Origin of the sequence: Devosia lucknowensis (assembly GCF_900177655.1) — a bacterium.
GTDB lineage: Bacteria > Pseudomonadota > Alphaproteobacteria > Rhizobiales > Devosiaceae > Devosia > Devosia lucknowensis.
On the sequence record NZ_FXWK01000002.1, the window covers coordinates 1069130 to 1089631 of the forward strand.

General features: G+C 63.1%; 20 protein-coding genes. 11 read left to right on the top strand and 9 right to left on the bottom strand.

The genetic code is table 11. From position 1 onward, the window contains the following. Position 1 precedes the first annotated feature (1 nt). Both CCK88_RS17595 and CCK88_RS17600 read right to left on the bottom strand, forming a co-directional pair. Positions 2-364 (bottom strand): hypothetical protein, encoded by a 363-nt coding sequence (locus tag CCK88_RS17595; protein ID WP_086471843.1) that lies wholly within the window; start codon positions 362-364, stop codon positions 2-4. A 289-nt stretch (positions 365-653) separates the two neighbouring features. Next, a complete protein-coding gene (locus tag CCK88_RS17600; RefSeq protein ID WP_086471844.1) occupies positions 654-1850 on the bottom strand; it encodes an ABC transporter substrate-binding protein in 1197 nt (398 codons plus the stop codon). A 231-nt stretch (positions 1851-2081) separates the two neighbouring features. On the opposite strand from CCK88_RS17600, the gene CCK88_RS17605 reads away from it, so the two are divergent. From CCK88_RS17605 to pyc, 7 genes are all read left to right on the top strand, one after another. Continuing rightward, complete coding sequence (locus CCK88_RS17605) at positions 2082-3116, top strand: glycine betaine ABC transporter substrate-binding protein (protein WP_086471845.1); 1035 nt, start codon at positions 2082-2084, stop codon at positions 3114-3116. Positions 3117-3355: 239 nt separating this feature from the next. Beyond that, positions 3356-4384, top strand: coding sequence for a glycine betaine ABC transporter substrate-binding protein (locus CCK88_RS17610; RefSeq protein WP_086471846.1), 1029 nt, complete (start codon positions 3356-3358; stop codon positions 4382-4384). Positions 4385-4507: 123 nt separating this feature from the next. Beyond that, complete coding sequence (locus tag CCK88_RS17615; protein WP_086471847.1) at positions 4508-5377, top strand: ABC transporter permease; 870 nt, start codon at positions 4508-4510, stop codon at positions 5375-5377. A gap of 1 nt (position 5378) precedes the next feature. Continuing rightward, positions 5379-6428, top strand: a complete 1050-nt coding sequence (locus CCK88_RS17620) for a quaternary amine ABC transporter ATP-binding protein (RefSeq protein WP_086471848.1) — start codon at positions 5379-5381, stop codon at positions 6426-6428. Positions 6429-6616: 188 nt separating this feature from the next. Next, complete coding sequence (locus tag CCK88_RS17625) at positions 6617-8128, top strand: putative bifunctional diguanylate cyclase/phosphodiesterase (protein WP_086471849.1); 1512 nt, start codon at positions 6617-6619, stop codon at positions 8126-8128. 165 nt (positions 8129-8293) lie between these two features. Then, a complete protein-coding gene (locus tag CCK88_RS17630; RefSeq protein ID WP_086471850.1) occupies positions 8294-8710 on the top strand; it encodes a protein tyrosine phosphatase family protein in 417 nt (138 codons plus the stop codon). A gap of 105 nt (positions 8711-8815) precedes the next feature. Continuing rightward, complete coding sequence (pyc, locus tag CCK88_RS17635; RefSeq protein ID WP_086471851.1) at positions 8816-12256, top strand: pyruvate carboxylase; 3441 nt, start codon at positions 8816-8818, stop codon at positions 12254-12256. 45 nt (positions 12257-12301) lie between these two features. On the opposite strand, the gene CCK88_RS17640 is transcribed toward pyc, so the two are convergent. Further along, positions 12302-12601 (bottom strand): DUF1232 domain-containing protein, encoded by a 300-nt coding sequence (locus CCK88_RS17640; protein ID WP_086471852.1) that lies wholly within the window; start codon positions 12599-12601, stop codon positions 12302-12304. A 140-nt stretch (positions 12602-12741) separates the two neighbouring features. Between CCK88_RS17640 and ispG the strand changes: the two genes are divergently transcribed. Beyond that, entirely contained in the window at positions 12742-13983 is a 1242-nt protein-coding gene (gene ispG, locus CCK88_RS17645) for a flavodoxin-dependent (E)-4-hydroxy-3-methylbut-2-enyl-diphosphate synthase (RefSeq protein ID WP_086471853.1), read from the top strand. A 79-nt stretch (positions 13984-14062) separates the two neighbouring features. Here the strand turns inward: ispG and CCK88_RS17650 are convergent, their stop codons facing one another. The 6 genes from CCK88_RS17650 to CCK88_RS17675 form a co-directional block, all read right to left on the bottom strand. Continuing rightward, complete coding sequence (locus CCK88_RS17650) at positions 14063-14368, bottom strand: hypothetical protein (RefSeq protein ID WP_086471854.1); 306 nt, start codon at positions 14366-14368, stop codon at positions 14063-14065. A gap of 39 nt (positions 14369-14407) precedes the next feature. Next, positions 14408-14836 carry a PACE efflux transporter gene (locus CCK88_RS17655; protein ID WP_086471855.1) on the bottom strand — a complete coding sequence of 143 codons (429 nt, stop codon included), beginning with the start codon at positions 14834-14836 and terminating at the stop codon, positions 14408-14410. Between the two features lie 71 nt (positions 14837-14907). After that, positions 14908-15597, bottom strand: a complete 690-nt coding sequence (locus CCK88_RS17660) for a class I SAM-dependent methyltransferase (RefSeq protein WP_244557577.1) — start codon at positions 15595-15597, stop codon at positions 14908-14910. After that, complete coding sequence (locus tag CCK88_RS17665) at positions 15579-16046, bottom strand: YbaK/EbsC family protein (RefSeq protein WP_086471857.1); 468 nt, start codon at positions 16044-16046, stop codon at positions 15579-15581. Before CCK88_RS17665 ends, CCK88_RS17660 begins: the two co-directional genes overlap by 19 nt. Before the next feature lie 148 nt (positions 16047-16194). Further along, positions 16195-16833 (bottom strand): MOSC domain-containing protein, encoded by a 639-nt coding sequence (locus CCK88_RS17670; RefSeq protein ID WP_086471858.1) that lies wholly within the window; start codon positions 16831-16833, stop codon positions 16195-16197. Next, positions 16830-17732 (bottom strand): polyprenyl synthetase family protein, encoded by a 903-nt coding sequence (locus CCK88_RS17675; protein WP_086471859.1) that lies wholly within the window; start codon positions 17730-17732, stop codon positions 16830-16832. Before CCK88_RS17675 ends, CCK88_RS17670 begins: the two co-directional genes overlap by 4 nt. A 207-nt stretch (positions 17733-17939) precedes the next feature. Here CCK88_RS17675 and CCK88_RS17680 point away from each other — a divergent pair, with 207 nt between their 5' ends. The 3 genes from CCK88_RS17680 to fumC all read left to right on the top strand — a co-directional run bounded on the left by CCK88_RS17680 (position 17940) and on the right by fumC (position 20478). Beyond that, positions 17940-18647, top strand: coding sequence for a biosynthetic peptidoglycan transglycosylase (locus CCK88_RS17680; protein ID WP_086471860.1), 708 nt, complete (start codon positions 17940-17942; stop codon positions 18645-18647). A gap of 129 nt (positions 18648-18776) precedes the next feature. Continuing rightward, positions 18777-18956 (top strand): 50S ribosomal protein L32, encoded by a 180-nt coding sequence (gene rpmF / locus CCK88_RS17685; RefSeq protein ID WP_086471861.1) that lies wholly within the window; start codon positions 18777-18779, stop codon positions 18954-18956. A 121-nt stretch (positions 18957-19077) separates the two neighbouring features. Further along, the gene (gene fumC, locus CCK88_RS17690) at positions 19078-20478 is read left to right on the top strand and encodes a class II fumarate hydratase (RefSeq protein ID WP_086471862.1); all 1401 of its coding nucleotides are present in this window, start codon (positions 19078-19080) and stop codon (positions 20476-20478) included. Positions 20479-20502 lie beyond the last annotated feature (24 nt).

Here is a 20502-nt window from a genome sequence, read left to right on the forward strand (position 1 = left end):
CTCACCGGTCATTTGCGGGATGCGGACGGAATATCGTGGCCGCTTCGAACTCGCGTGCGCTCAGGTCCGGATCGCGGTCAAAGGTTGCGCTCCAGAGGATTTCGCGCAAGGCGTCCGGGTTGACGCCAGGATATCCCAACTGCTTCAGACGCAGCGCAAACCAGAGATGGTTGGCCTGGGCATGGAGGTGAGTGTGTCCCAGCTGATCCAGAGCAACGAGCAGTGCCGCCTGAGTCCGGAAGCCGAAGGCAAAGGCCAAGGCCTCGTCGACATGGCTGGACTTAAATTCGGGACGTGCCGTGCGGATGTGCGACTTGAGCGCGGCAATATTGCTACGCGTGAACGGCGTAATGCCGGCAAACATGACGAACCTCTCGTTCCGGTCGATGTCCGCCGATTACGCATCGACCTGGAAAGGTCGTCACGAATGGTCGTCGATACTCCCTTCAACCCGGCGGCAGGTTTGGCATGGGCTCCCAGCGCCAACATAAGGTCTTCGGTGGCTCTGCTTCAATATGAAAAAGGCCCGGGATCGCTCCCGGGCCTTCGGAATCTCGGTCTTCCTGCCCTGCGCGCGTAGCGCTGCGGGCCTTGCCGCCTCGAAACGCTCCACCGGAGCGTTTCGCCGAAGCATTGCTTCGTATGGCGCCAAGTTACTGGATGACGCCCTTTTCGACGAACGAACCGCCTTCGACGGCCAGTTCGACGATGATGCCGTCGACGTCACCAGCCTCGTCGAAGTCGAGCGCGCCACCAGCGCCCTCATAGTCGATGTCGGTACCGGCAGCGATCAGCTCCTTGGCCTTGGCCCACTCGCCTGGCAGGATCTTCTCGCCCGGAGCCGAGGCAACGTCGCGCAGGGCGGCGGACAGGCCTTCGCGGGATGCCGAACCGTTCTTCTCGATGGCGAGTGCCAGGAGGAAGGCGGCGTCGTAAGCCTGCGGGGCGTAAGTGGCGTTGGCGGTGAAGCCTTCGCCGGTGAAGGCGTTGTAGATGTCCACGGCTTCGCCGGTCGGTGCGCCGGCGCGGGTGGCGATCAGGCCTTCCACGGCAGCGGGGTCGATACCGGTCAGCAGGTCGTCGCCGACCATGCCGTCACCGCCGACATAGGTGGTGAAGTTGCCGCTCTCGACGGCCTGACGCAGTACGGTGTTACCCGAAGCGTTGGCATAAGCGAGAATGACCAGGTTCTGCGAAGCGACCAGGTTGCCGAGCTCGGCGCGGTAGTCGGCCTTGCCTTCTTCGTGGGCGATATTGGCCGCAACGGTGCCGCCACCAGCGGTGTAGGCAGCCGAGAGAGCGTCAGCAAAGCCCTTGCCGTAGTCATTGTTGACATAGGTGATGGCAATGTCGTTGACGCCCTTGGCGAGCAGCAGCTCGGCCATCTTCACGCCCTGAAGCGCGTCGGAAGGGGTGGTGCGGTAGACAAGGTCATTGTCTTCAAGCGTGGTCAGGGCCGGCGCCGAGGAGGCCGGGGAGACGAACACGACATTGCCCGAGAGGCCCGAACCGTTGAAGGCGCCGATGGTTTCGCCGGTGCAGAGGCCGCCAACGACAGCCACGGCATTGTCGGTATTGATGATCTTGTCGGCTGCAGTGGCGCCGCCGGTCGCGTCACAGGCACTGTCGGCCGAGATCATGGTAAGCTCACCGCCCAGGATACCGCCCTGTTCGTTGACTTGGTTCACAGCGAGCTGGGCGCCGGCCAGGATCGGCGGGGCCAGGGATTCGATCGGGCCGGTCAGTCCGCCGATGAAACCGATGGTGGCGCCGCTATCCTGGGCCAATGCCGGAGCGGCAATCGTCAGGGTGGTGGCAGCGACCGCCAGGGTCAGGGTTTTCTTAAGCATGGTGTCCCTCTGTTTCGGTTGCACGCCGGGTGGCCTTTTCGGCCTCCTTCTTGCGGCGCGGCAACGGTCAAGGGGGCGCGATGGCGCCCCGCTGGGAGGGACTGTTGCACATTCAGGGCAAAGCTGTCACCGGGGTTCGCGCGGCAAATCCATCAGTTGTGGCGGTTGCTTAACAAGACCCGCTTGGGCATAGACTTTGCCCTGAAGCGGGTGGGCCGGTAAGAGGGCTATATGAAGCGACTTCGCCAAGCCATTATATTGGTGCTGCTGACTGCTCTCAGCCAGCCGTCGCAGGCGCAGATCACCGTGCTCGACAGCGCCCAGGACGATGCTTCGCAACCGAGTGAAGCGGCCAGCCCTGGGCAGCCGCCGCCTCCCTGCGGCACAAGGCCCCTGTCCATCGCCCGCATGAGCTGGCCCTCGGCGGCACTTCTGGCCGAAATCCACGCCCGTATCCTGGCTGCCGAATACAATTGCGAGGTGCGGGTCGTGCTGGGCGATCTCGCCGCCACGGCGTCGTCCATGGGATCGACCGGACAACCCCAGGTCGCGCCCGAGATGTGGGTCAACCGGATCGCCGATCTCTGGAACGGCGCCATGGAAGGTCAGCAGGTGCGCAGCGCAGCGCCAACTTTTACTTCCGATGCCTTCGAGGGCTGGTACATGCCGTCGTCGCTGGCCGGGAGTTTTGTCGGAACGCCGACGGCTGCCGGTCTTGCTGATGCCCTGCCGCAGGCGGGGGACGGCGGCCCCATCCAGTTCATTTCCTGTCCGCTGGACTGGGCCTGCTCGGTGATCAACCGTCACCTTGTCGAGGCTTACGAGCTCTCCGAGCTTGTCGAAATTGTCGAGCCGAGCAACCGGCTGGAAATGGACAGGATGATCGCCGAGGCGGTCAATCGGCGCGAGCCTTTCCTGTTCTATTACTGGCAACCCAATGCAGTGCTGGCGCAGCTCGATTTCGCGGCGATCGACATGGGGGCCTATGACGAGACCGCGGCCAAGTGCCTGGCCGATCGGATCTGCAATGATCCCAAGCCATCGGCCTTCCCAGCCGATGCCGTGGTTATCGCCGTCGCCGACCGGGTATTCACCGAGACACCCATAGTCGCGGGTTACTTGCAGCGAAGCAGCCTGCCGCTATCGGAAATGAATACGCTGCTGGCCGAGCTCAACGAGCCCGGCGCCACCGTCGAAAGTGTGGCAGATCGCTTCGTGTCCGAACGCAAAGACCTGTGGCAGGCGTGGGTCAGCGCTGCGCAGTGAAAAGGTTCCCATAATTTTCTCAGATTATTTTAACTTGCATCTGAGTTGAATTGGGAATTTTTTGCTACTTGAGCAGACAAGAAGATAGTCTGGAGCAGTCTATTTTTCTCTTCTTTGACTTCAACTTCTAAGAAAAATTGTCCGTCGAAATCAGTTGTTGTGTAAATATTGCCTGATTTGACACATATTTCTGCCATCTTTATGGTCCGGCGCATTCCGTAACAGCAGGAGCGTCCCTGATGATTTTGAAATCCGGTGGCATTGCCGCCGCGATCGCCGTTGCCTTTCTGTCCGCTGGCAGCCTTCCCGTCCTCGCCCAGGAAGCCGATGCCGCCCAGTGCGGGACCGACCGCACGATCGACATAGCCGAAATGACCTGGCCGTCGGCCGCAGCCCTGGCGCATATCCATGCGACGATCCTTTCCGAAGGATATGGCTGCGATGTCGCCATCGTCGCCGGGGATACGGTTCCCACCGCCTCGTCCATGCTCAATCGCGGCACGCCCGCCGTTGCGCCCGAACTCTGGACCAGCACGATCGAAGATGCCTGGGCCAAGGGCATCGAGGACGGCACAGTGGTGCAGCTTTCCGATGCCATCACCGACGGTACCGTCGAGGGCTGGTTCATCCCCGAATACACCCAGGCCGAACACCCGGACCTGACGACGGCCGAGGCGGTCATCGCCCGTCCGGACCTGTTCCCGGATCCGGAGGATTCGAACAAGGGTCGCCTCTATTCCTGCCCGCCGGGTTGGGCCTGCGAGCTGTCGACCACTGCGCTCTTCGACGCCTATGACATGGACGAAACCTGGAACATCTTCTCGCCGGGGTCGGGCGGCGCTCTCGATGCCTCGATCGCCCGCGCCTTCACGCGTGAAGAGCCTATCCTGTTCTACTATTGGGGTCCGACCGCCATCCTCGGCAAGTATCCGGCCGTGCAGCTGGACCTGGGTGAAACCAAGCCCGAAGTCTATGCCTGCAACACCGATCCCGATTGCACCGAAGCCGCTGGCGTGACCGCCTATCCGTCGAGCCCCGCCGTCGTCGGCGCAGCCTCGTGGATCCAGGACGAAGCTCCGGTCGTGGCCGAGTATTTCTCGAAGGTCGGGCTGACCAATGCCGAGATTTCCGAGCTCCTCGTCTATGGTGACGAGAACCAGGCCGATGCCGCCGCCACGGCAGAAAACTTCCTGCGCACCAAGCAGGATGTGTGGAGCGGCTGGGTTCCGGCCGAGGTCGCCGACAAGGTGATGGCTGCTCTGGGCTAGGCCCAATTTCACAGTGTTCCTCACGGCGGCCGGGTTCCGACCCGGCCGTTTTCTGCGTTCGACCCCCAGGGCAGGGCCCTTTCTCCTGCCTTCGGGCTTGGACGCGTGTGCAAAGAGAAAAACATGTTCCCACAATTGATTGATACGCGCCCTTGGCGCCGCGCCATCGACGATGGCCTCAACTGGGTGGTGCGCAACTGGAGCGACGAGTTCGAAGCGGCCGCTTATCCGCTCCTCATGCTCCTCAAGGCCATCGAAGACCTCCTCATTGCCACGCCGTGGTGGCTGATCATGGCCGTGCTCGTCGGGATCGCCTGGCTGGCGACGCGGCGCTGGCAACTTCCGGTCATCGTGCTCGTGTCGCTCCTGTTCCTGGGCGTCATGGAGCTCTGGAAAGACGCGATGACGACCATGGCGCTGATGATCGCCGCAACGCTGACGGCCATCGTCCTCTCCATTCCCATCGGCGTGTGGATGAGCCGCTCGGTCCGCGTGCGCAGCGTCGTCACGCCGATCCTCGACCTGATGCAGACGCTGCCCAGCTTCGTCTACCTCATCCCGACGGTGATGATCTTCGGCCCAGGCAAAATCCCGGCGCTGATCGCCACCATCGTCTATGCGGCGCCCCCGCTGGTGCGTCTGTCGGATTTGGGGTTGCGCTCGGTTGATCCGGCGGTGATGGAGGCCAGTCGCGCCTTCGGCACCACGCCGCGCCAGCGGCTGCTCGGCGTTCAGATCCCGCTGGCCCTGCCGACCATCCTGGCCGGCATAAACCAGACGACGATGATGGCGCTCTCCATGGTGGTCATCGCCTCGATGATCGGGGCAGGCGGCCTGGGTTACCAGGTGCTCCAGGGCATCGGCCGGCTCGAGGTGAGCCGTGGCCTGTTCGCCGGTCTGGGCATTGTCGCCCTCGCCATCGTCTTCGATCGCATCACCCAGAGTTTCGGCAAGCAGTTGCAGGCCCGGATCGGTTTGATGGAGGCGCGCTGACATGCACGACACACGACAGGAAACGGGCCTCGCCATCCGCATGCGCGGGGTCACCAAGATCTTCGGCGACAATCCCCAGGGCGCACTGGAGCTGTTGCAGCAGGGTAGGTCCAAGGCCGAGGTGCAGGCCGAAACCAACCATGTCGTCGGCCTCGACAATGTCTCGCTCGACATTGCCCGCGGGCAGATCTTCGTGGTCATGGGCCTTTCCGGCTCCGGCAAGTCGACGCTGATCCGCCACGTCAACCGGCTGATCGATCCCACGGCGGGAGAAATCGTCGTCGAGGGCACCGACGTGCTCAAGATGAGCCTGCCTGATCTGAGGACCTATCGGCGCAACACGGTGGCCATGGTGTTCCAGAAATTCGGGTTGCTGCCCCATCGTTCGGTCATCGACAATGTCGCCTATGGCCTCGAGGTCAAGGGCGTCGGCAAGGTCGAGCGCCTCGAGCGCGCCGCGAAATGGATCGAGACGGTCGGGTTGTCGGGCTACGAGAACAGCCGGCCGCGCCAGCTTTCCGGAGGCCAGCAACAGCGCGTCGGCCTTGCCCGTGCGCTGGCGCTCGATACCGACATCATCCTCATGGACGAAGCCTTTTCGGCTCTCGATCCGCTGATCCGGTCGGGCATGCAGGACCAGCTGGTCGAGCTGCAGAAAAGCCTGGGCAAGACCATCCTGTTCATCACCCACGATTTCGACGAGGCGCTCAAGATCGCCGATCGCATCGCCGTTCTCAAGGACGGGGCGGTTCAGCAGGAAGGCAAGCCCGAGGATATCGTGCTCAAGCCCGCCAACGAGCACATCGAGGAGTTCGTGCGCGAGGTCAACAAGGCCCGCGCCATCCATGTGCGCACCATCATGGAGCGGGGGGAGTTCGACCCCTGCGAATACTCGGTTCCCAGCACGGCGCGTTGCGAAGATGTCCTGCCCTATTTTGCCGAGCATCAATGGGTGGGCGTCGTCAATGACGAGGGGCGGCAAATCGGTCGTGTCAGTGCCAAGCGGGTGATCACGGCGCTGGCGCGCTACACGCCCGGCATTGGCGATTAACGAACTTCACACCATGACGGCGCGCAGCCGTCATGGTGTCGCAACAGCGTCATCTGCTGCAGATACGAGGGCGCCCCCTTTGCGCAGAGACGTCCTAAACCCCTGTTCAAGAAGCTTTTTTCTGATCTGAAATTTACACAGTATTCACCCGGGGGCGGTCAAGGTACGGCACCATCCCCGGGTTTGCCATGCGTCGCGACGACCATCTCACGAACATTCTTCATGGGTATCGAAACCTGGCCATCGCCATAGCAGTGGTGATTGCCTGCCTCGCCGGAATTCGCGGCACCAGTATCGTGGTCAAGGATCCGGCCATGCTGGAAATCTGGCTGCCGTTGCTGTCGGTGCCGGCACTGGGCGTGCTCGGCGCGCTGCTCGTGGGCGGACATCGGTGGCTTTCGCGGCAACTGACCGATGTGCAGCTCCGCTCGGAAGCCGCCAGGGCGGCCGCACATCGTGACGCTTTGACCGGCACCTTTACTCGCTCCTATCTTCTGGAAGAGCTGGGGCGGTTCGCCGAGGGCGGATCGCTGTCGTCCGTGGGCTACATGCAGATCGACATGGACAATCTCAAAGTGCTCAACGACAGCGCCGGTCATGGCGCGGGAGATGCGGCGCTGGTGGCGCTGGTGCGCGAAATGCGGGCGCTGATGCCTGGCGCTATCATCGGTCGGCTCGGTGGCGACGAATTCGGGGTGCTGATCCCGGGCCACGACAACAAGGCGGCGCTGTGCCGCTTGGGCGAGCAGTTGCTGCGCCGGCTCAATACACCGCACAGCATTGCCGGACGCATGACCAGATTATCCGCCACGATAGGCGTCGCCATGGCGCCGCACGACAGCAACGATCCCAACGAGCTGATCGCCATCGCCGACCTCGCCCTCTACAAGGGCAAGAACGCGGGACGCGGCTGCGTCGTGCCATTCGATCCCGACATGCTGGGTGACGAGCGCCACCGCCGTTTTGTCGAGCGCGATTTGCGCGCCGCCATTCTGATGGACGAGCTCGAGCTCCACTATCAGCCGGTCTTCGACAGCCGCACGCTCAAGGTGAAGTCGCACGAGGCGCTGGTGCGCTGGCGGCATCGCGTGCGCGGCATGATCGCCCCCGACATGTTCATCCCGGTGGCCGAGCAGAGCAACCTTATCGACCGGCTTGGCGAATGGGTGCTGCGGCGCGTCTGCGCCGATCTCGGCCGGCTCGAGGGGGCTGTCGCCATCAACGTGTCTCCCGTCCAGTTGCGCCGTACGGACTTCGTGGAATCGCTCACGACTATCCTGCTCGAGACTGGCACCGACACCAACCGGATCATCGTCGAGATCACCGAAAATGCCCCGCTCAAGGCGGGTAGCGTCGAGATGCAGCAGATTGCGGCCCTGCGGGCCATGGGCGTGCGCGTCGCCATCGACGATTTCGGCGCCGGGCATGCAAGCCTGCACTACCTGCGGGACTTTGCCTTCGACATCATCAAGATCGACCGGACCTATGTGGCCGAGTTTGCCACCAATCCGGTCAATGCCATGATCGTTTCGGCGGTTTGCGACATCGCCCGCTCCCTGTCGCTGGAAGTGATTGCCGAAGGTGTCGAGACCCAGGAGCAGCTTTCAATGCTTGTTGCCGCCGGCTGCACCGGCCTTCAGGGCTATTGTCTCGGGCGCCCCCAGCCATTGCAGCCCAGCCTCAACGTCAATGCGGCCTGACGCCTGCGCATGACAGCCCCGTGACAGGATTGCGCGCCGCCCAGTTGCGTCGGGTGCAAGCCCGTGGCTATAACGGGCCGTCGCGCGCTTGCGTATGCCACAAATGGCGGATTTTCCCATATCAGGGAATTTCCGTAGGGTGGCCGGACCACGGGAGAACATGCCTTGGAATTGAAGCGTATCAATGATCACGTCAGCGTCTCTGGACAGATCCAGCCGGAAGATGTGGCAACGCTCAAGGACCTCGGCTTTACTGCCATCGTGAACAATCGCCCGGATGGGGAATCGCCGGATCAACCGGCCGGAGCCGAAATCGAGGCTGCCGCAAAGGCAGCCGGGCTCGCCTATCACGCCATTCCACTCGGTCGCGAAGGGGTCAATCCTGATCTCGTGAATGCCACCAAAGCCGTGCTCGAGGGGAGCGACGGCAAGGTGTTCTGTTTCTGCCGGTCGGGTACGCGTTCGACCACGCTCTGGGCTCTATCACAGGCTGGGAAAGCCCCGGCTTCGGAGATCATCGCACAGGCGGCAGAAGCGGGCTACGACATGACCCACCTGGCCGGCTATCTCGGCCAGAAATAGATCTGAAGTTTTCGGCGGTTGGGCGGTCAACCGTCCATTCCGTCGGTTTTGCTGAGCCGGACCGTCCCCACGGTCCTCGTCCCCTCCTGCTCGGAACTTAAATCGATGCCAATCAAGAAAATCCTCGTCGCTAACAGAAGCGAAATCGCCATCCGCGTCTTCCGCGCGGCCAATGAGCTGGGCCTCAAGACCGTGGCCGCCTATGCCGAGGAAGATAAGCTGGCATTGCACCGGTTCAAGGCCGACGAGGCTTATCTCATCGGCAAGGGCAAGGGTCCGGTCGAGGCCTATCTCCAGATCGACGAATATATCCGCATCGCCCGGATTTCGGGCGCCGACGCCATCCATCCCGGCTATGGTCTGCTTTCCGAGAGCCCGGAATTCGTCGACGCCTGCGAGGACGCCGGCATCATCTTCATCGGCCCGCGGGCGCAGACCATGCGCGATCTCGGCAACAAGGTTGCCGCCCGCAACATGGCGCTGGCCTCGAACGTGCCGGTGGTGCCCGCCACCGAAGCGCTGCCCGATGATCCCGAAACCATCAAGAAGCTGGCCGCCGAAATCGGCTATCCGCTGATGCTCAAGGCCAGTTGGGGCGGTGGTGGCCGCGGCATGCGCCGCATCATGGATGAGCCGCACCTGATCAGCGAAGTGTCGGAAGGCAAGCGCGAAGCCAAGGCCGCCTTCGGCAAGGACGAGATGTATCTCGAAAAGCTGATCGAGCGCGCCCGCCATGTCGAAGTGCAGCTGATCGGCGACGACCACGGCAATCTCGTGCATCTGTTCGAGCGCGACTGTTCCGTGCAGCGCCGCAACCAGAAGGTGGTGGAACGCGCGCCCGCGCCCTACCTCTCCGATGCGGTCCGCAAGGAATTGACCGATGCCGCGGTGCGTCTGGGCAATGCCGCCAACTACCGCGGCGCGGGCACGGTCGAATTCCTCATGGATGCCGACACCGACAAATTCTATTTCATCGAGGTGAACCCGCGCATTCAGGTCGAGCACACCGTCACCGAAGAAGTGACGGGCATCGACATCGTCAAGGCGCAGATTCATCTGCTCGACGGTGCGGTGATCGGAACGCCGGAATCCGGCGTGCCGCTGCAGGAAGACATCAAGCTCAACGGCAATGCCATCCAGTGCCGCGTGACGACAGAAGATCCGGAACAGAATTTCATCCCCGATTATGGCCGCATCACCGCCTACCGTGGTGCGACGGGCTTTGGCGTGCGTCTCGACGGCGGCACGGCCTATGCCGGCGCCATCATCACCCGCTACTACGATCCGCTGCTTGAAAAGGTCACGTGCTGGGCGCCGAGCGCCGACGAGGCCATTGCCCGCATGCATCGTGCCTTGCGCGAATTCCGTATCCGCGGCGTCGCCACGAACCTGGCGTTCCTTGAAAACATCATCACGCATCCGGACTTCCTCGAGAACCGCTACACGACGCGTTTCATCGATACGACGCCCGATCTCTTCAACTTCAAGCCACGCAAGGACCGCGCGACCAAGCTCCTGAGCTATATCGCCGACGTCACCGTCAACGGGCATCCGGAAGTGCGCGACCGTCCGCGTCCGCCCGCAGATGCTGCCGCGCCGGTTGTGCCCGAATTTGCGCCTCTCAGCGTCATCGAGGGCTCGCGCCAGATTCTTGACCGTGATGGTCCGGCCGGCCTTGCCGCCTGGATGAAGGCGCAGAATCGCGTTCTCTTCACCGACACGACCATGCGCGATGCGCACCAGTCGCTTCTGGCGACGCGCATGCGCTCCTTCGACATCACGCGCATTGCCGAGGCCTATTCGCGCGGCCTGCCGAACCTCTTCAGCCTCGAATGCTGGGGCGGCGCCACGTTCGATGTGTCGATGCGCTTCCTCAACGAGGATCCGTGGGAGCGTCTCGCCAAGGTGCGCGAAGGCGCGCCCAACATTCTTACGCAAATGCTGCTGCGCGGCTCCAACGGGGTCGGCTACACGAATTATCCCGATAATGTGGTCCAGTTCTTCGTCAAGCAGGCGGCACGGGGCGGGGTCGACATTTTCCGCATCTTCGACTGCCTCAACTGGGTCGAGAACATGCGCGTCTCGATCGATGCGGTCGCGGCGGAAGGCAAAGTGGCCGAAGGCGCCATTTGCTATACCGGCGACCTCTTCGATCCCGATCGCTCCAAATACGATCTCAAGTATTATGTGGGTTTGGCCAAGGAGCTGGAGGCTGCCGGCGTTCATGTCCTCGGCATCAAGGACATGGCCGGGCTCCTCAAGCCCGCCGCAGCCAGGAAACTGGTCGAGGTGCTCAAGCAGGAAGTGAGCCTGCCCATTCACCTCCACACCCACGACACGTCGGGCGCGTCGGCGGCTACGGTGCTTGCTGCGGTGGCTGCCGGTGTCGATGCGGTCGATGCGGCAATGGATGCGCTGAGCTCTACCACCTCACAGCCGACGCTCGGATCGCTGGTCGCGGCCCTCGAGGGCGATGCCCGAGACCCCGCGCTCGATGCCGCGGCCATCCGGCAGATCTCGTTCTACTGGGAGGCCGTGCGCAACCAGTATGCTGCCTTCGAGAGCAATCTCAAGGGTGGCGCTTCGGAAGTTTATCTGCACGAAATGCCCGGTGGCCAGTTCACCAATCTCAAGGAACAGGCGCGTTCGCTTGGCCTCGAGACACGCTGGCACGAAGTCGCTCAGACCTATGCCGACGTCAACCAGATGTTCGGCGACATCGTCAAGGTGACCCCGTCTTCCAAGGTTGTGGGCGACATGGCGCTGGCCATGGTTTCTGCCGGCATCACCCGTTCGGACGTCGAAAATCCGGACAAGGACATCGCCTTCCCGGACAGCGTCGTCGGCTTCTTCGCCGGCGATCTGGGCCAGCCGCCGGGCGGCTTCCCCGAAAAGCTGCAGAAAAAGGTGCTCAAGGGCCGCACGCCGCTCACCGAGCGTCCTGGCTCCTACCTCAAGCCGACCGACATCGAGGCCGAACGCAAGAAGGTGTCCGATGAGGTCGGCATGGCGATCGACGACTATCGCCTCGCCTCCTATCTCATGTACCCCAAGGTCTATTCCGACTTCGAAAAGACCCAGGACCGATATGGCCCGACCGAAGTGCTGCCAACGCCGGTCTACTTCTATGGTCTCGAGGAAGGCGACGAACTGCTGGTCGATATCGAAAAGGGCAAGACCCTTGTCGTGACCTATCAGGGACGCGCCGAAACCAACGAAAAGGGCGAGGTTCGCGTCTTCTTCGATCTCAACGGCCAGCCACGCACCATCACCGTGCCCGATCGCCTCAAGGCCGGCGAAGTCAAGGTTCGCGCCAAGGCCGCAGCAGGTGATCCAAAGCAGGTGGGTGCCCCGATGCCGGGCGTCATCTCGACCCTTGCCGTCAAGGAAGGCCAGAAGGTCACCGCGGGCGACGTGCTCTGCTCGATCGAAGCGATGAAGATGGAAACCGCCATCCATGCCGAAATCGACGGCACGGTGGCCGAGCTCCTGATCAAGCCGGGCGACCAGATCGACGCCAAGGACCTGCTGGTGAGGCTCGACTGAAAGACCAAGGCCCGGAGCAATCCGGGCCTTTTTGCATGTATCGCGCTACATGCGCCGCGCACGACCATCGACGGTCTTGCCGGACCTGCCCGCATAGGCCGGTTGCGGCACGGGCAGGCGGCTCACGATCCAGCTGACCATCAGCGGCACCAGCACGAGATCGTCGGCCCAGCCCAGGATCGGGATGACATCGGGGATGATGTCGATGGGATTGACCAGATAGAAGGCAGCAAACAGCGTGGCCGCCTTCAGATAGAGCGGGGTGTGCGGCGACCAGAATGCCTTCCAGAGCTGCACAGCTTCCTTGCGGAACAGAACGATGCGGGGGAGGAGCTTGTTGATCATGGATGATAAATGGCCCCGCTCGTCCCCGGTTCAAGGCGGCTCCGATCACGTTTTGGCGCATTGCGTCACGTCATTGTCTGGTTGCCAGCGTTAGTGGGACGTCCTATCTCCTGAAGGCAGCGAATGATCGAGGTTTGAAGATGGCCGGACCGGCAGCACGCAGGCAGTCTGTGGGTGTCAACGTGGGCGGGGTCATGGTGGGCGGCGGCGCTCCCGTGGTCGTCCAGTCCATGACCAATACCGACACGGCCGACATCGACGCGACGGTGAAGCAGGTGATGCAGCTGGCGCGCGCCGGCTCGGAGATCGTGCGTATCACTGTCGACCGCGACGAGAGCGCCGCGGCCGTTCCCATCATCCGCGATCGCCTCGCCTTCATGGGCTATGACGTGCCCTTGGTCGGCGACTTCCACTATATCGGCCACAAGCTTCTCACCGACCATCCCGCCTGCGCCGAGGCGCTCGCCAAGTATCGGATCAATCCGGGCAATGTGGGGTTCAAGGCCAAGCGCGATACCCAGTTCGCGACCCTGATCGAGATTGCAAACCGCTACGACAAGCCGGTGCGGATCGGGGTCAATTGGGGTTCGCTCGACGAGGAACTGCTCACCCGGCTGATGGACGAGAACGCTGGCTCCGCCACCCCAATTTCGGCGGCCGCGGTGCAGCGTGAGGCCATCATCCAGTCGGCGCTGCTGTCCGCTGCCCGCGCCGAGGAACTGGGCATGCGCCGCAACCAGATTTTGCTTTCGACCAAGGTGTCGGATGTTCAGCATCTTATCGCGGTCTATCAGGACCTGGCCGCGCGTTGCGATTATGCGCTGCATCTCGGTTTGACCGAAGCCGGCATGGGCTCAAAGGGCATTGTCGCGTCCTCGGCGGCTTTGGGCATTCTGTTGCAGCAGGGTATTGGCGACACGATCCGCATTTCGCTGACGCCTGAGCCGGGCGGCGATCGGACAACGGAAGTGAAAGTCGCGCAGGAATTGCTGCAGACCATGGGCTTCCGCCAGTTCCTGCCGGTCGTGGCCGCCTGTCCGGGGTGTGGACGCACCACGTCCACCACCTTTCAGACACTGGCCAAGGATATCCAGGATCACCTCAATACCTCGATGCCGGAATGGCGCGAGCGCTATCCCGGGGTCGAAACGCTGTCGGTGGCGGTGATGGGTTGCATCGTCAACGGTCCGGGCGAAAGCAAGCACGCCAATATCGGCATTTCGCTTCCGGGCACGGGGGAAACCCCCGCTGCGCCCGTCTTCGTCGATGGTGAAAAGGTCGCGACGCTGCGTGGCGCCGACGTCGCCGACCAGTTCAAGGTGATGGTGGCCGACTATATCGAGCGCAAGTTCGGCAGCGGCCGGCAGAACGCTGCCGAATGAACGAGCGCAACACGCGACGCCTGTTCTGGCTGGCCATGCTGATCATCGTGCTCGGCGGTCTGAAGCTTATGGGCCAGATTTAGCCCTGTTGCGCCGCGACTGGCGTTACCGTCACCTCGAGCTCGCCGCCGATCTCCACGGCCTTGGTCTTCTTGTCGAAGACGCAGACAATGCTCGCCGTTTCACCCGACACGATGGCAAGGCCGTAGTTTTCGCTGCCGAACGGGTCCACGGTGACGGTGGCATCGGGCAGCATCTCGGCGGTTGCCGCACGGCAGCCTTCTTCCACCTCGGCTGCAAATTCTGCCCAGGCATCGTCGGACGACGCCGTGGCGGCAGAGATGGCGGAGAGGGTGATGACGAGAGCGGCGATGGGCTTGAGCATGGTCTATCCTTTTGGTCTTACCTTTCGATAAGCGCGCAATCAGGCATTTTGTTGCCACTCGGGCAGCGGGAAAACCCGATCATAGGCCCAGTTAAAGACCAGCGCGTAGATCATGTAGAAGAGCGCGAAGGCCAGATCCATGACGAAGGCCTGCCAGAGCGTGATGCCCAGATAAAGGGCGATCAGCGGCATCAGCATCATCAGCAGCCCAAGCTCGAACAGCACGGCATGAAGGATACGGATGGGGCCGGACTTGAGGGTCGTGCCTTTCAGCCGGTTCATCGCCTTGTCGAAGCCGAGGTTATAGACGTAGTTCCAGAGCATCGCGACGGTGGCGCTGCCCACGACGATGACGGCGCTGTCGCCGGCATGCATGTGGAAGGCGAAGGCCGCCAGCGGCGTGGCGATCAGGATGCCGATGAACTCGAAGGAAATGGCGTGGCGGATGCGGTCGGCAGTGGTGCGCATGGAATTCTCCTATGAATTCCGGGCCGTCCCGAACGTTTGCCCAAAGTGGGGGAGGCCGTCCTCGCAGCCAGTCATATAGGTCGGGAGCGATTTCCCGGCAAGGGTCCCGAGACATTGCCGCCATGCCCCGGCCGCAAGGCAAAAACGCCCGCCTTGACGGGCTCTCTGCCGCCCATGTCGGGCACGGCATAGTCGGCGATGGGTTGGAGGTGCTCCCGCGGCAGGTCTCGGCGGTACGGGTCACCCACAAGAACCGGCGTTCCAGCGTCTGCGGTGCGCCGAAGCAGCGGCAGGGTCTGCGCCACGACGTCTGCCGTGTAGAAGACGTCTCCGGCGAGGACGAGGTCGACATCGGGCCAGACCGGCGCATGCCAGAGCGTCACATCGACATGGTTGGCTGCGGCATTGAGGCCGATGGCTACCTGTGCGATCGGGTCGGGCTCGACCGCATAAACCCGTGCCGCGCCTGCCTTGAGTGCGGCGATGGCGACGAGGCCCGAGCCGGCGCCGAAGTCGAGCACGGTCTTGCCTGCCACCGCTTCACGGTGGTCGCGCAGATAAATGGCCAGCGCTGCCCCGCCGCCCCAGGCATAGGCCCAATAGGGCGGCGCGGCATCGAGACCCTCCGCCACCAGCCAGCTGTTGAGCCCGGTCTGCGGGGTGGGTGTGTAGAGCCTGATTTCAGGGCAAAAGGGGAGCGTGCGCAGTTCCATGCGCTCACGGATGAAAGGCGCTGCGCTCTTCAGTCCGGGAGCTGGCACGCATCTACCCAGGTGTTGCCGCAGAGTTCGGCGAGGCGGTCGACGCTCAGTTTCACCGAGGCATGGGTGTCGCCGCCGGCGGGAATGACGAAGTCATAAATCTTCAGCGAGGTGTCGAGATAGATCGGCAGCGGTGCGGGCAGGCCGAAGGGGCAGACGCCGCCCACCTGATGGCTCGTGAGGCGCAGCACATCCTCGGCGCCCAGCATGCGTGGGCGTCCACCGAATGCGCTCTTGGATTTGGCATTGTCCAGCCGCGCATCGCCGCGCGTCACGAGCAGGACTTCCTCGTCGCGCACCCGTATGCAGAGCGTCTTGGCAATCTGGCCGGGCTCAACCCCGTGCACGGCGGCAGCCAGCTGCACAGTGGCGGTGGAGTCATCCGTCACGATGACAGCAAGGTCGGGGGCGCGGGCGTCGAGGTCGGCTTGGACGGAGGCAAGGCTCATGAAGTGGTCCTGGAACGGTCTTTCTCAATATGCACGGTGGCGCCCTCGAGCTCGACCCGAGGGCACCCGCCACCAGCGCATTCCTTGCAGCTGGCCCTCGGATCAAGTCCGAGGGCGGAACTGTGGTTGGGGTCAGTGCGATCACCCCTCAAAACAGATCCGCCAGTCTGGTCTCATATTTGAACCGCGTCTTTTCGCGGATCGGTGTGGTCAGCGCCCGGCGCATGAAGTCGAGCGGGATGTCCTTGGTGACATCGAATGCCATGAGGTCGGATACGGTTATGCGCTCACCCGGATAGGGCGTGACGGCGACCGCATCGCCCGCCGTCACGGCGCCGGGCTGCAGTACGCGGCAATAGGCGCCGGGGCGGTTGGCCTTGTGGAAGCGCTTGACCCAGAACTTGTCGCCCATCTTGGCCGAAAAGGTCATGCAGGGCGTCCGATGATAGGTGACTTCGAGCACTGCATCGCCGATGGAGAACCGATCGCCGATCGCCGTCGAGGCGCTGGCTGCCCCTGAGATCACGAGGTTTTCCCCGAATAGCCCCGGTGCTGGCGTGATGCCTTGGGTGGTCCACCAGTCGTAGTCGTCCTGGAAGTAGACATAGATGGCCTGGTCGCGCCCGCCATGGTGCTTGCGATCGAGGATGGCGTCATTCTCGATGCCCATCGCTCCGATCATCACCGGGCCAGCGACAGGCCGCTTGTTGATCCCGGTCAGCGGCCTGAAGTTGGGCAGGTGTTCGGCCTTGCCCACGCACACGGCGATCAGTTCGCCATTGCTCATTTCTGCCTCGTCGCGAAGTAGCGGGCGGTGGCGCGCAGACCGTCGGCTTTCGGGCCGAAGGTGCGCAGGGCAATCAGAGCTTCGTTGACGATGCCATCGAGCATCTTTCGTGCGCCGTCCACGCCCAGGCGGCTGACGACGGTCTGCTTGCCCAGCGCCGCATCCTTTCCGGTCGCCTTGCCCATGGCTTCGGGCGTGGCCGTCACGTCCAGGATATCGTCGGCCAGCTGGAAGGCGCGACCTGCCGCTTCCGCATAGGCGGTCAGCGCGGACAGCGCCCGCGGCTCGGCTCCGCCCAGAATGGCGCCCATGCGGACGGAGGCGCGAATGAGGGCGCCGGTCTTCATCGCCTGCATCACGGCGATGTCACCCTCGGAAAAGCCCCCCTTTTCGCCTTCGATGTCGCGCATCTGCCCGCCGACCATGCCGCCTGCGCCACTGCCCGCGGCCAGTTCGGCGACGAGACGGATACGCGTCTCTGCCGCGGGGTGGCAGGCGGGGTCGGCCAGCACGGCGAAGGCATGAGTGAGAAGGGCATCGCCGGCGAGGATTGCCGTGGCCTCGTCATAGGCCTTGTGCACGGTGGGGCGGCCGCGCCGCAGATCGTCGTCGTCCATGGCGGGCAGGTCGTCGTGGATCAGCGAGTAGCAATGCACCATTTCCACTGCCAAGCCGGGCTGCAGGCTCGCTTCGCGCGGGACCGAAAAGATGGCTGCCGCCTGCCGCACCAGCAAGGGGCGGAGCCGCTTGCCGCCTTCGAGCGCTCCATGCCGCATGGCCGCAATCACGCGGTCCGCGGCAGGGCCAGGCCCCGATAGCCGGGCGCCGGTCAGATAGTCGGAAAGCCCGGCCTCGACGGATCGGGCACAATCGGCACTGTCGGCGGAAAAATCATACATGGCAATGTTGCTAGCCGGTCGTCCCAACCGGGGCAATACCCCTCACCCGTCTTGGCCTTGGGCCAAGCCATCCTCTCCCACAAAGGACGAGGGGAGGGCCGATGCGTGGTCAGGCACAGAGCCACCTCTTCTCCCCTCGTGGGAGAAGGTGCCCTCAGGGCGGATGAGGGGGTTGCCACGCCGGCCACCGCCCGTCATGAAGTCTCAATGGCGCGACGCAAAACCATCTGGCGATTTTTACGCCTTCCCCTCACCGTGCTGGCCATTCTTGTCGCCATTCCGCTCGTCTTGACGCCGGTTTATCTGGTGGTGCAGCCCGTCTCGGTCCCCATGCTCACCCGCATGCTCACCGGACAGCCCGTGACCCGGACCTGGCGTGACATCGACGCGGTTTCCGATCGCCTGAAGGCTGCGGTCATTCTTTCCGAGGATGGTCAATTCTGCCGCCACTGGGGGATCGACGTTGCCGCGCTGAGGCAGGAGGTCGACAATTACCTTTCCGGACGCGAGGCCAGGGGCGCGTCGACGCTCACCATGCAGGTCGCGCGAAATCTCTTTCTCTGGAATGGCCAGAGCCCGGTGCGCAAGGCACTCGAAGTGCCGCTCGCGGCCTATATCGATCTTGTCATGCCCAAGAAGCGGATCATGGAAATCTACCTCAATATCGCCGAGTGGGGGCCGGACGGGGAGTTCGGCATCGCCGCGGGCAGCGCCCGCGCCTTCGGGCGCGAGCCGCAGAACCTCGATTGGCCGACGGCGAGCCTTCTTGCCGTCACCCTGCCCAATCCCATCGTTCGCAATCCGGCGCGGCCCAATGCCGGGCTGTTGCGCGTTGCCGGCATTGTCGCGGACCGCGCCCGGCAGTACGGTGACCGCGCAGCCTGTGTGGGCAGGGACGGCCGGCTGGCGCTGTAGCGGGGAAACCCGTGCAAAAACCCCTAGCCAAGGCCGTCGTTCTCCTCTATAGACCCCACCAATCCTGACAGAGACATGTCTCTGGCCGCTCCTGGCGGCGCAACGATTTTGATTTTCGGAGTACCGACCATGGCAGTGCCAAAACGCAAGACCTCGCCGATGAAGCGCGGTTTCCGTCGCTCGGCCGACGCGATTGCCAACCCCACCTATGTCGAAGACAAGGATTCGGGTGAGCTGCGTCGTCCGCATCACGTCGATCTCAAGACCGGCATGTATCGCGGTCGCCAGATCCTCGCGGCAAAGAACTAAGCCGAAAGGCTGTTTGGCGCAGATGCGCTTTATCTGATATTCGACGGCCGGCCCCCAAAAGGGTCGGCCGTTTTGTTTTTTCCGCCGCCATGAGAAGCGGCCAAACCGGAGCCAAGGGCATATGAGCACGCGCGTCGAATCGGACACCATGGGGCAGATCGAGGTTCCGAACGATAAGTATTACGGCGCGCAGACCGCCCGCTCCTTGATGAATTTCGATATCGGCGGGGAGAAGATGCCCACCGAGATCATCAGGGCCTTCGGCATTCTCAAGAAGGCCGCGGCGCTGGCCAACCACAAGCTCGGCCTCATGGACGAAGCCACCCGCGACCTCGTGGTATCAGCCGCCGATGAGGTGATCGAAGGCAAGCTCGCCGATCACTTCCCGCTCGTCGTCTGGCAGACCGGCTCGGGCACGCAGTCCAACATGAATGTCAACGAGGTCATTTCCAACCGCGCCATCGAAATGGCCGGCGGCACCATGGGCTCGAAAAAGCCCGTGCATCCCAATGACCACGTCAACATGAGCCAGTCGTCCAACGACACCTATCCCACGGCCATGCACATCGCCGCGGTCGAGGCCGTCGAAGGCTATCTCTACGAACGCGTCGAATTGCTGCGCAACACGCTCCACGCCAAGTCGGAAGAGTACATGGACGTGGTCAAGATCGGCCGTACGCACCTGCAGGACGCGACGCCGCTGACGCTGGGTCAGGAGATCTCGGGCTGGGTGGCGCAGATCGACTATGCGCTCGACGCCATCAAGAAGACCATGCCGCAATTGAAGGAACTGGCGCTGGGCGGTACTGCCGTGGGCACTGGCCTCAATGCGCACCCCGACTATGCCGTGGCCGTGGCCAAGGAAATCGCTGACCTCACCGGTCGCGATTTCGTCACCGGGCCGAACAAGTTCGCGCTGCTGGCAGGGCACGATGCCTTTGTCGGCACTTCGGGCGCGCTGAAACAGCTCGCCGTCGCCTTCATGAAGATCGCCAACGACGTGCGCTGGCTCGCCTCGGGTCCACGCTCGGGCCTGGGTGAAATCACCATTCCGGAGAACGAGCCGGGCTCGTCGATCATGCCGGGCAAGGTCAATCCGACCCAGTCCGAAGCCATGACCATGGTTGTCGCCCAGGTCATGGGCAACGACGCCGCCATCGGCTTTGCCGCATCGCAGGGCAATTTCGAGCTCAACGTCTTCAAGCCCGTCATCGCCTACAATTTCCTGCAAACCGTGCGCCTCCTCGCCGATGCAGCCAAGTCGTTCAACGACAATTGCGCCATTGGCATCGAGCCCGATCGCAAGCGCATCAAGCAGCTGGTCGATCAGTCGCTGATGCTGGTGACCGCGCTCAATCGCAAGATCGGCTACGACAACGCCGCCAAGATCGCCAAGACCGCGCACAAGAACGGCTCGACGCTCAAGGAAACCGCCATCGAGCTCGGTCTTCTCACCGCCGAGGAATTCGATGCCGAAGTGAAGCCCGAGCAGATGGTTGGACCGCTCAAGCTCAAGAAGTGAGAAGCGTCACTCTCCTCCCCCTTC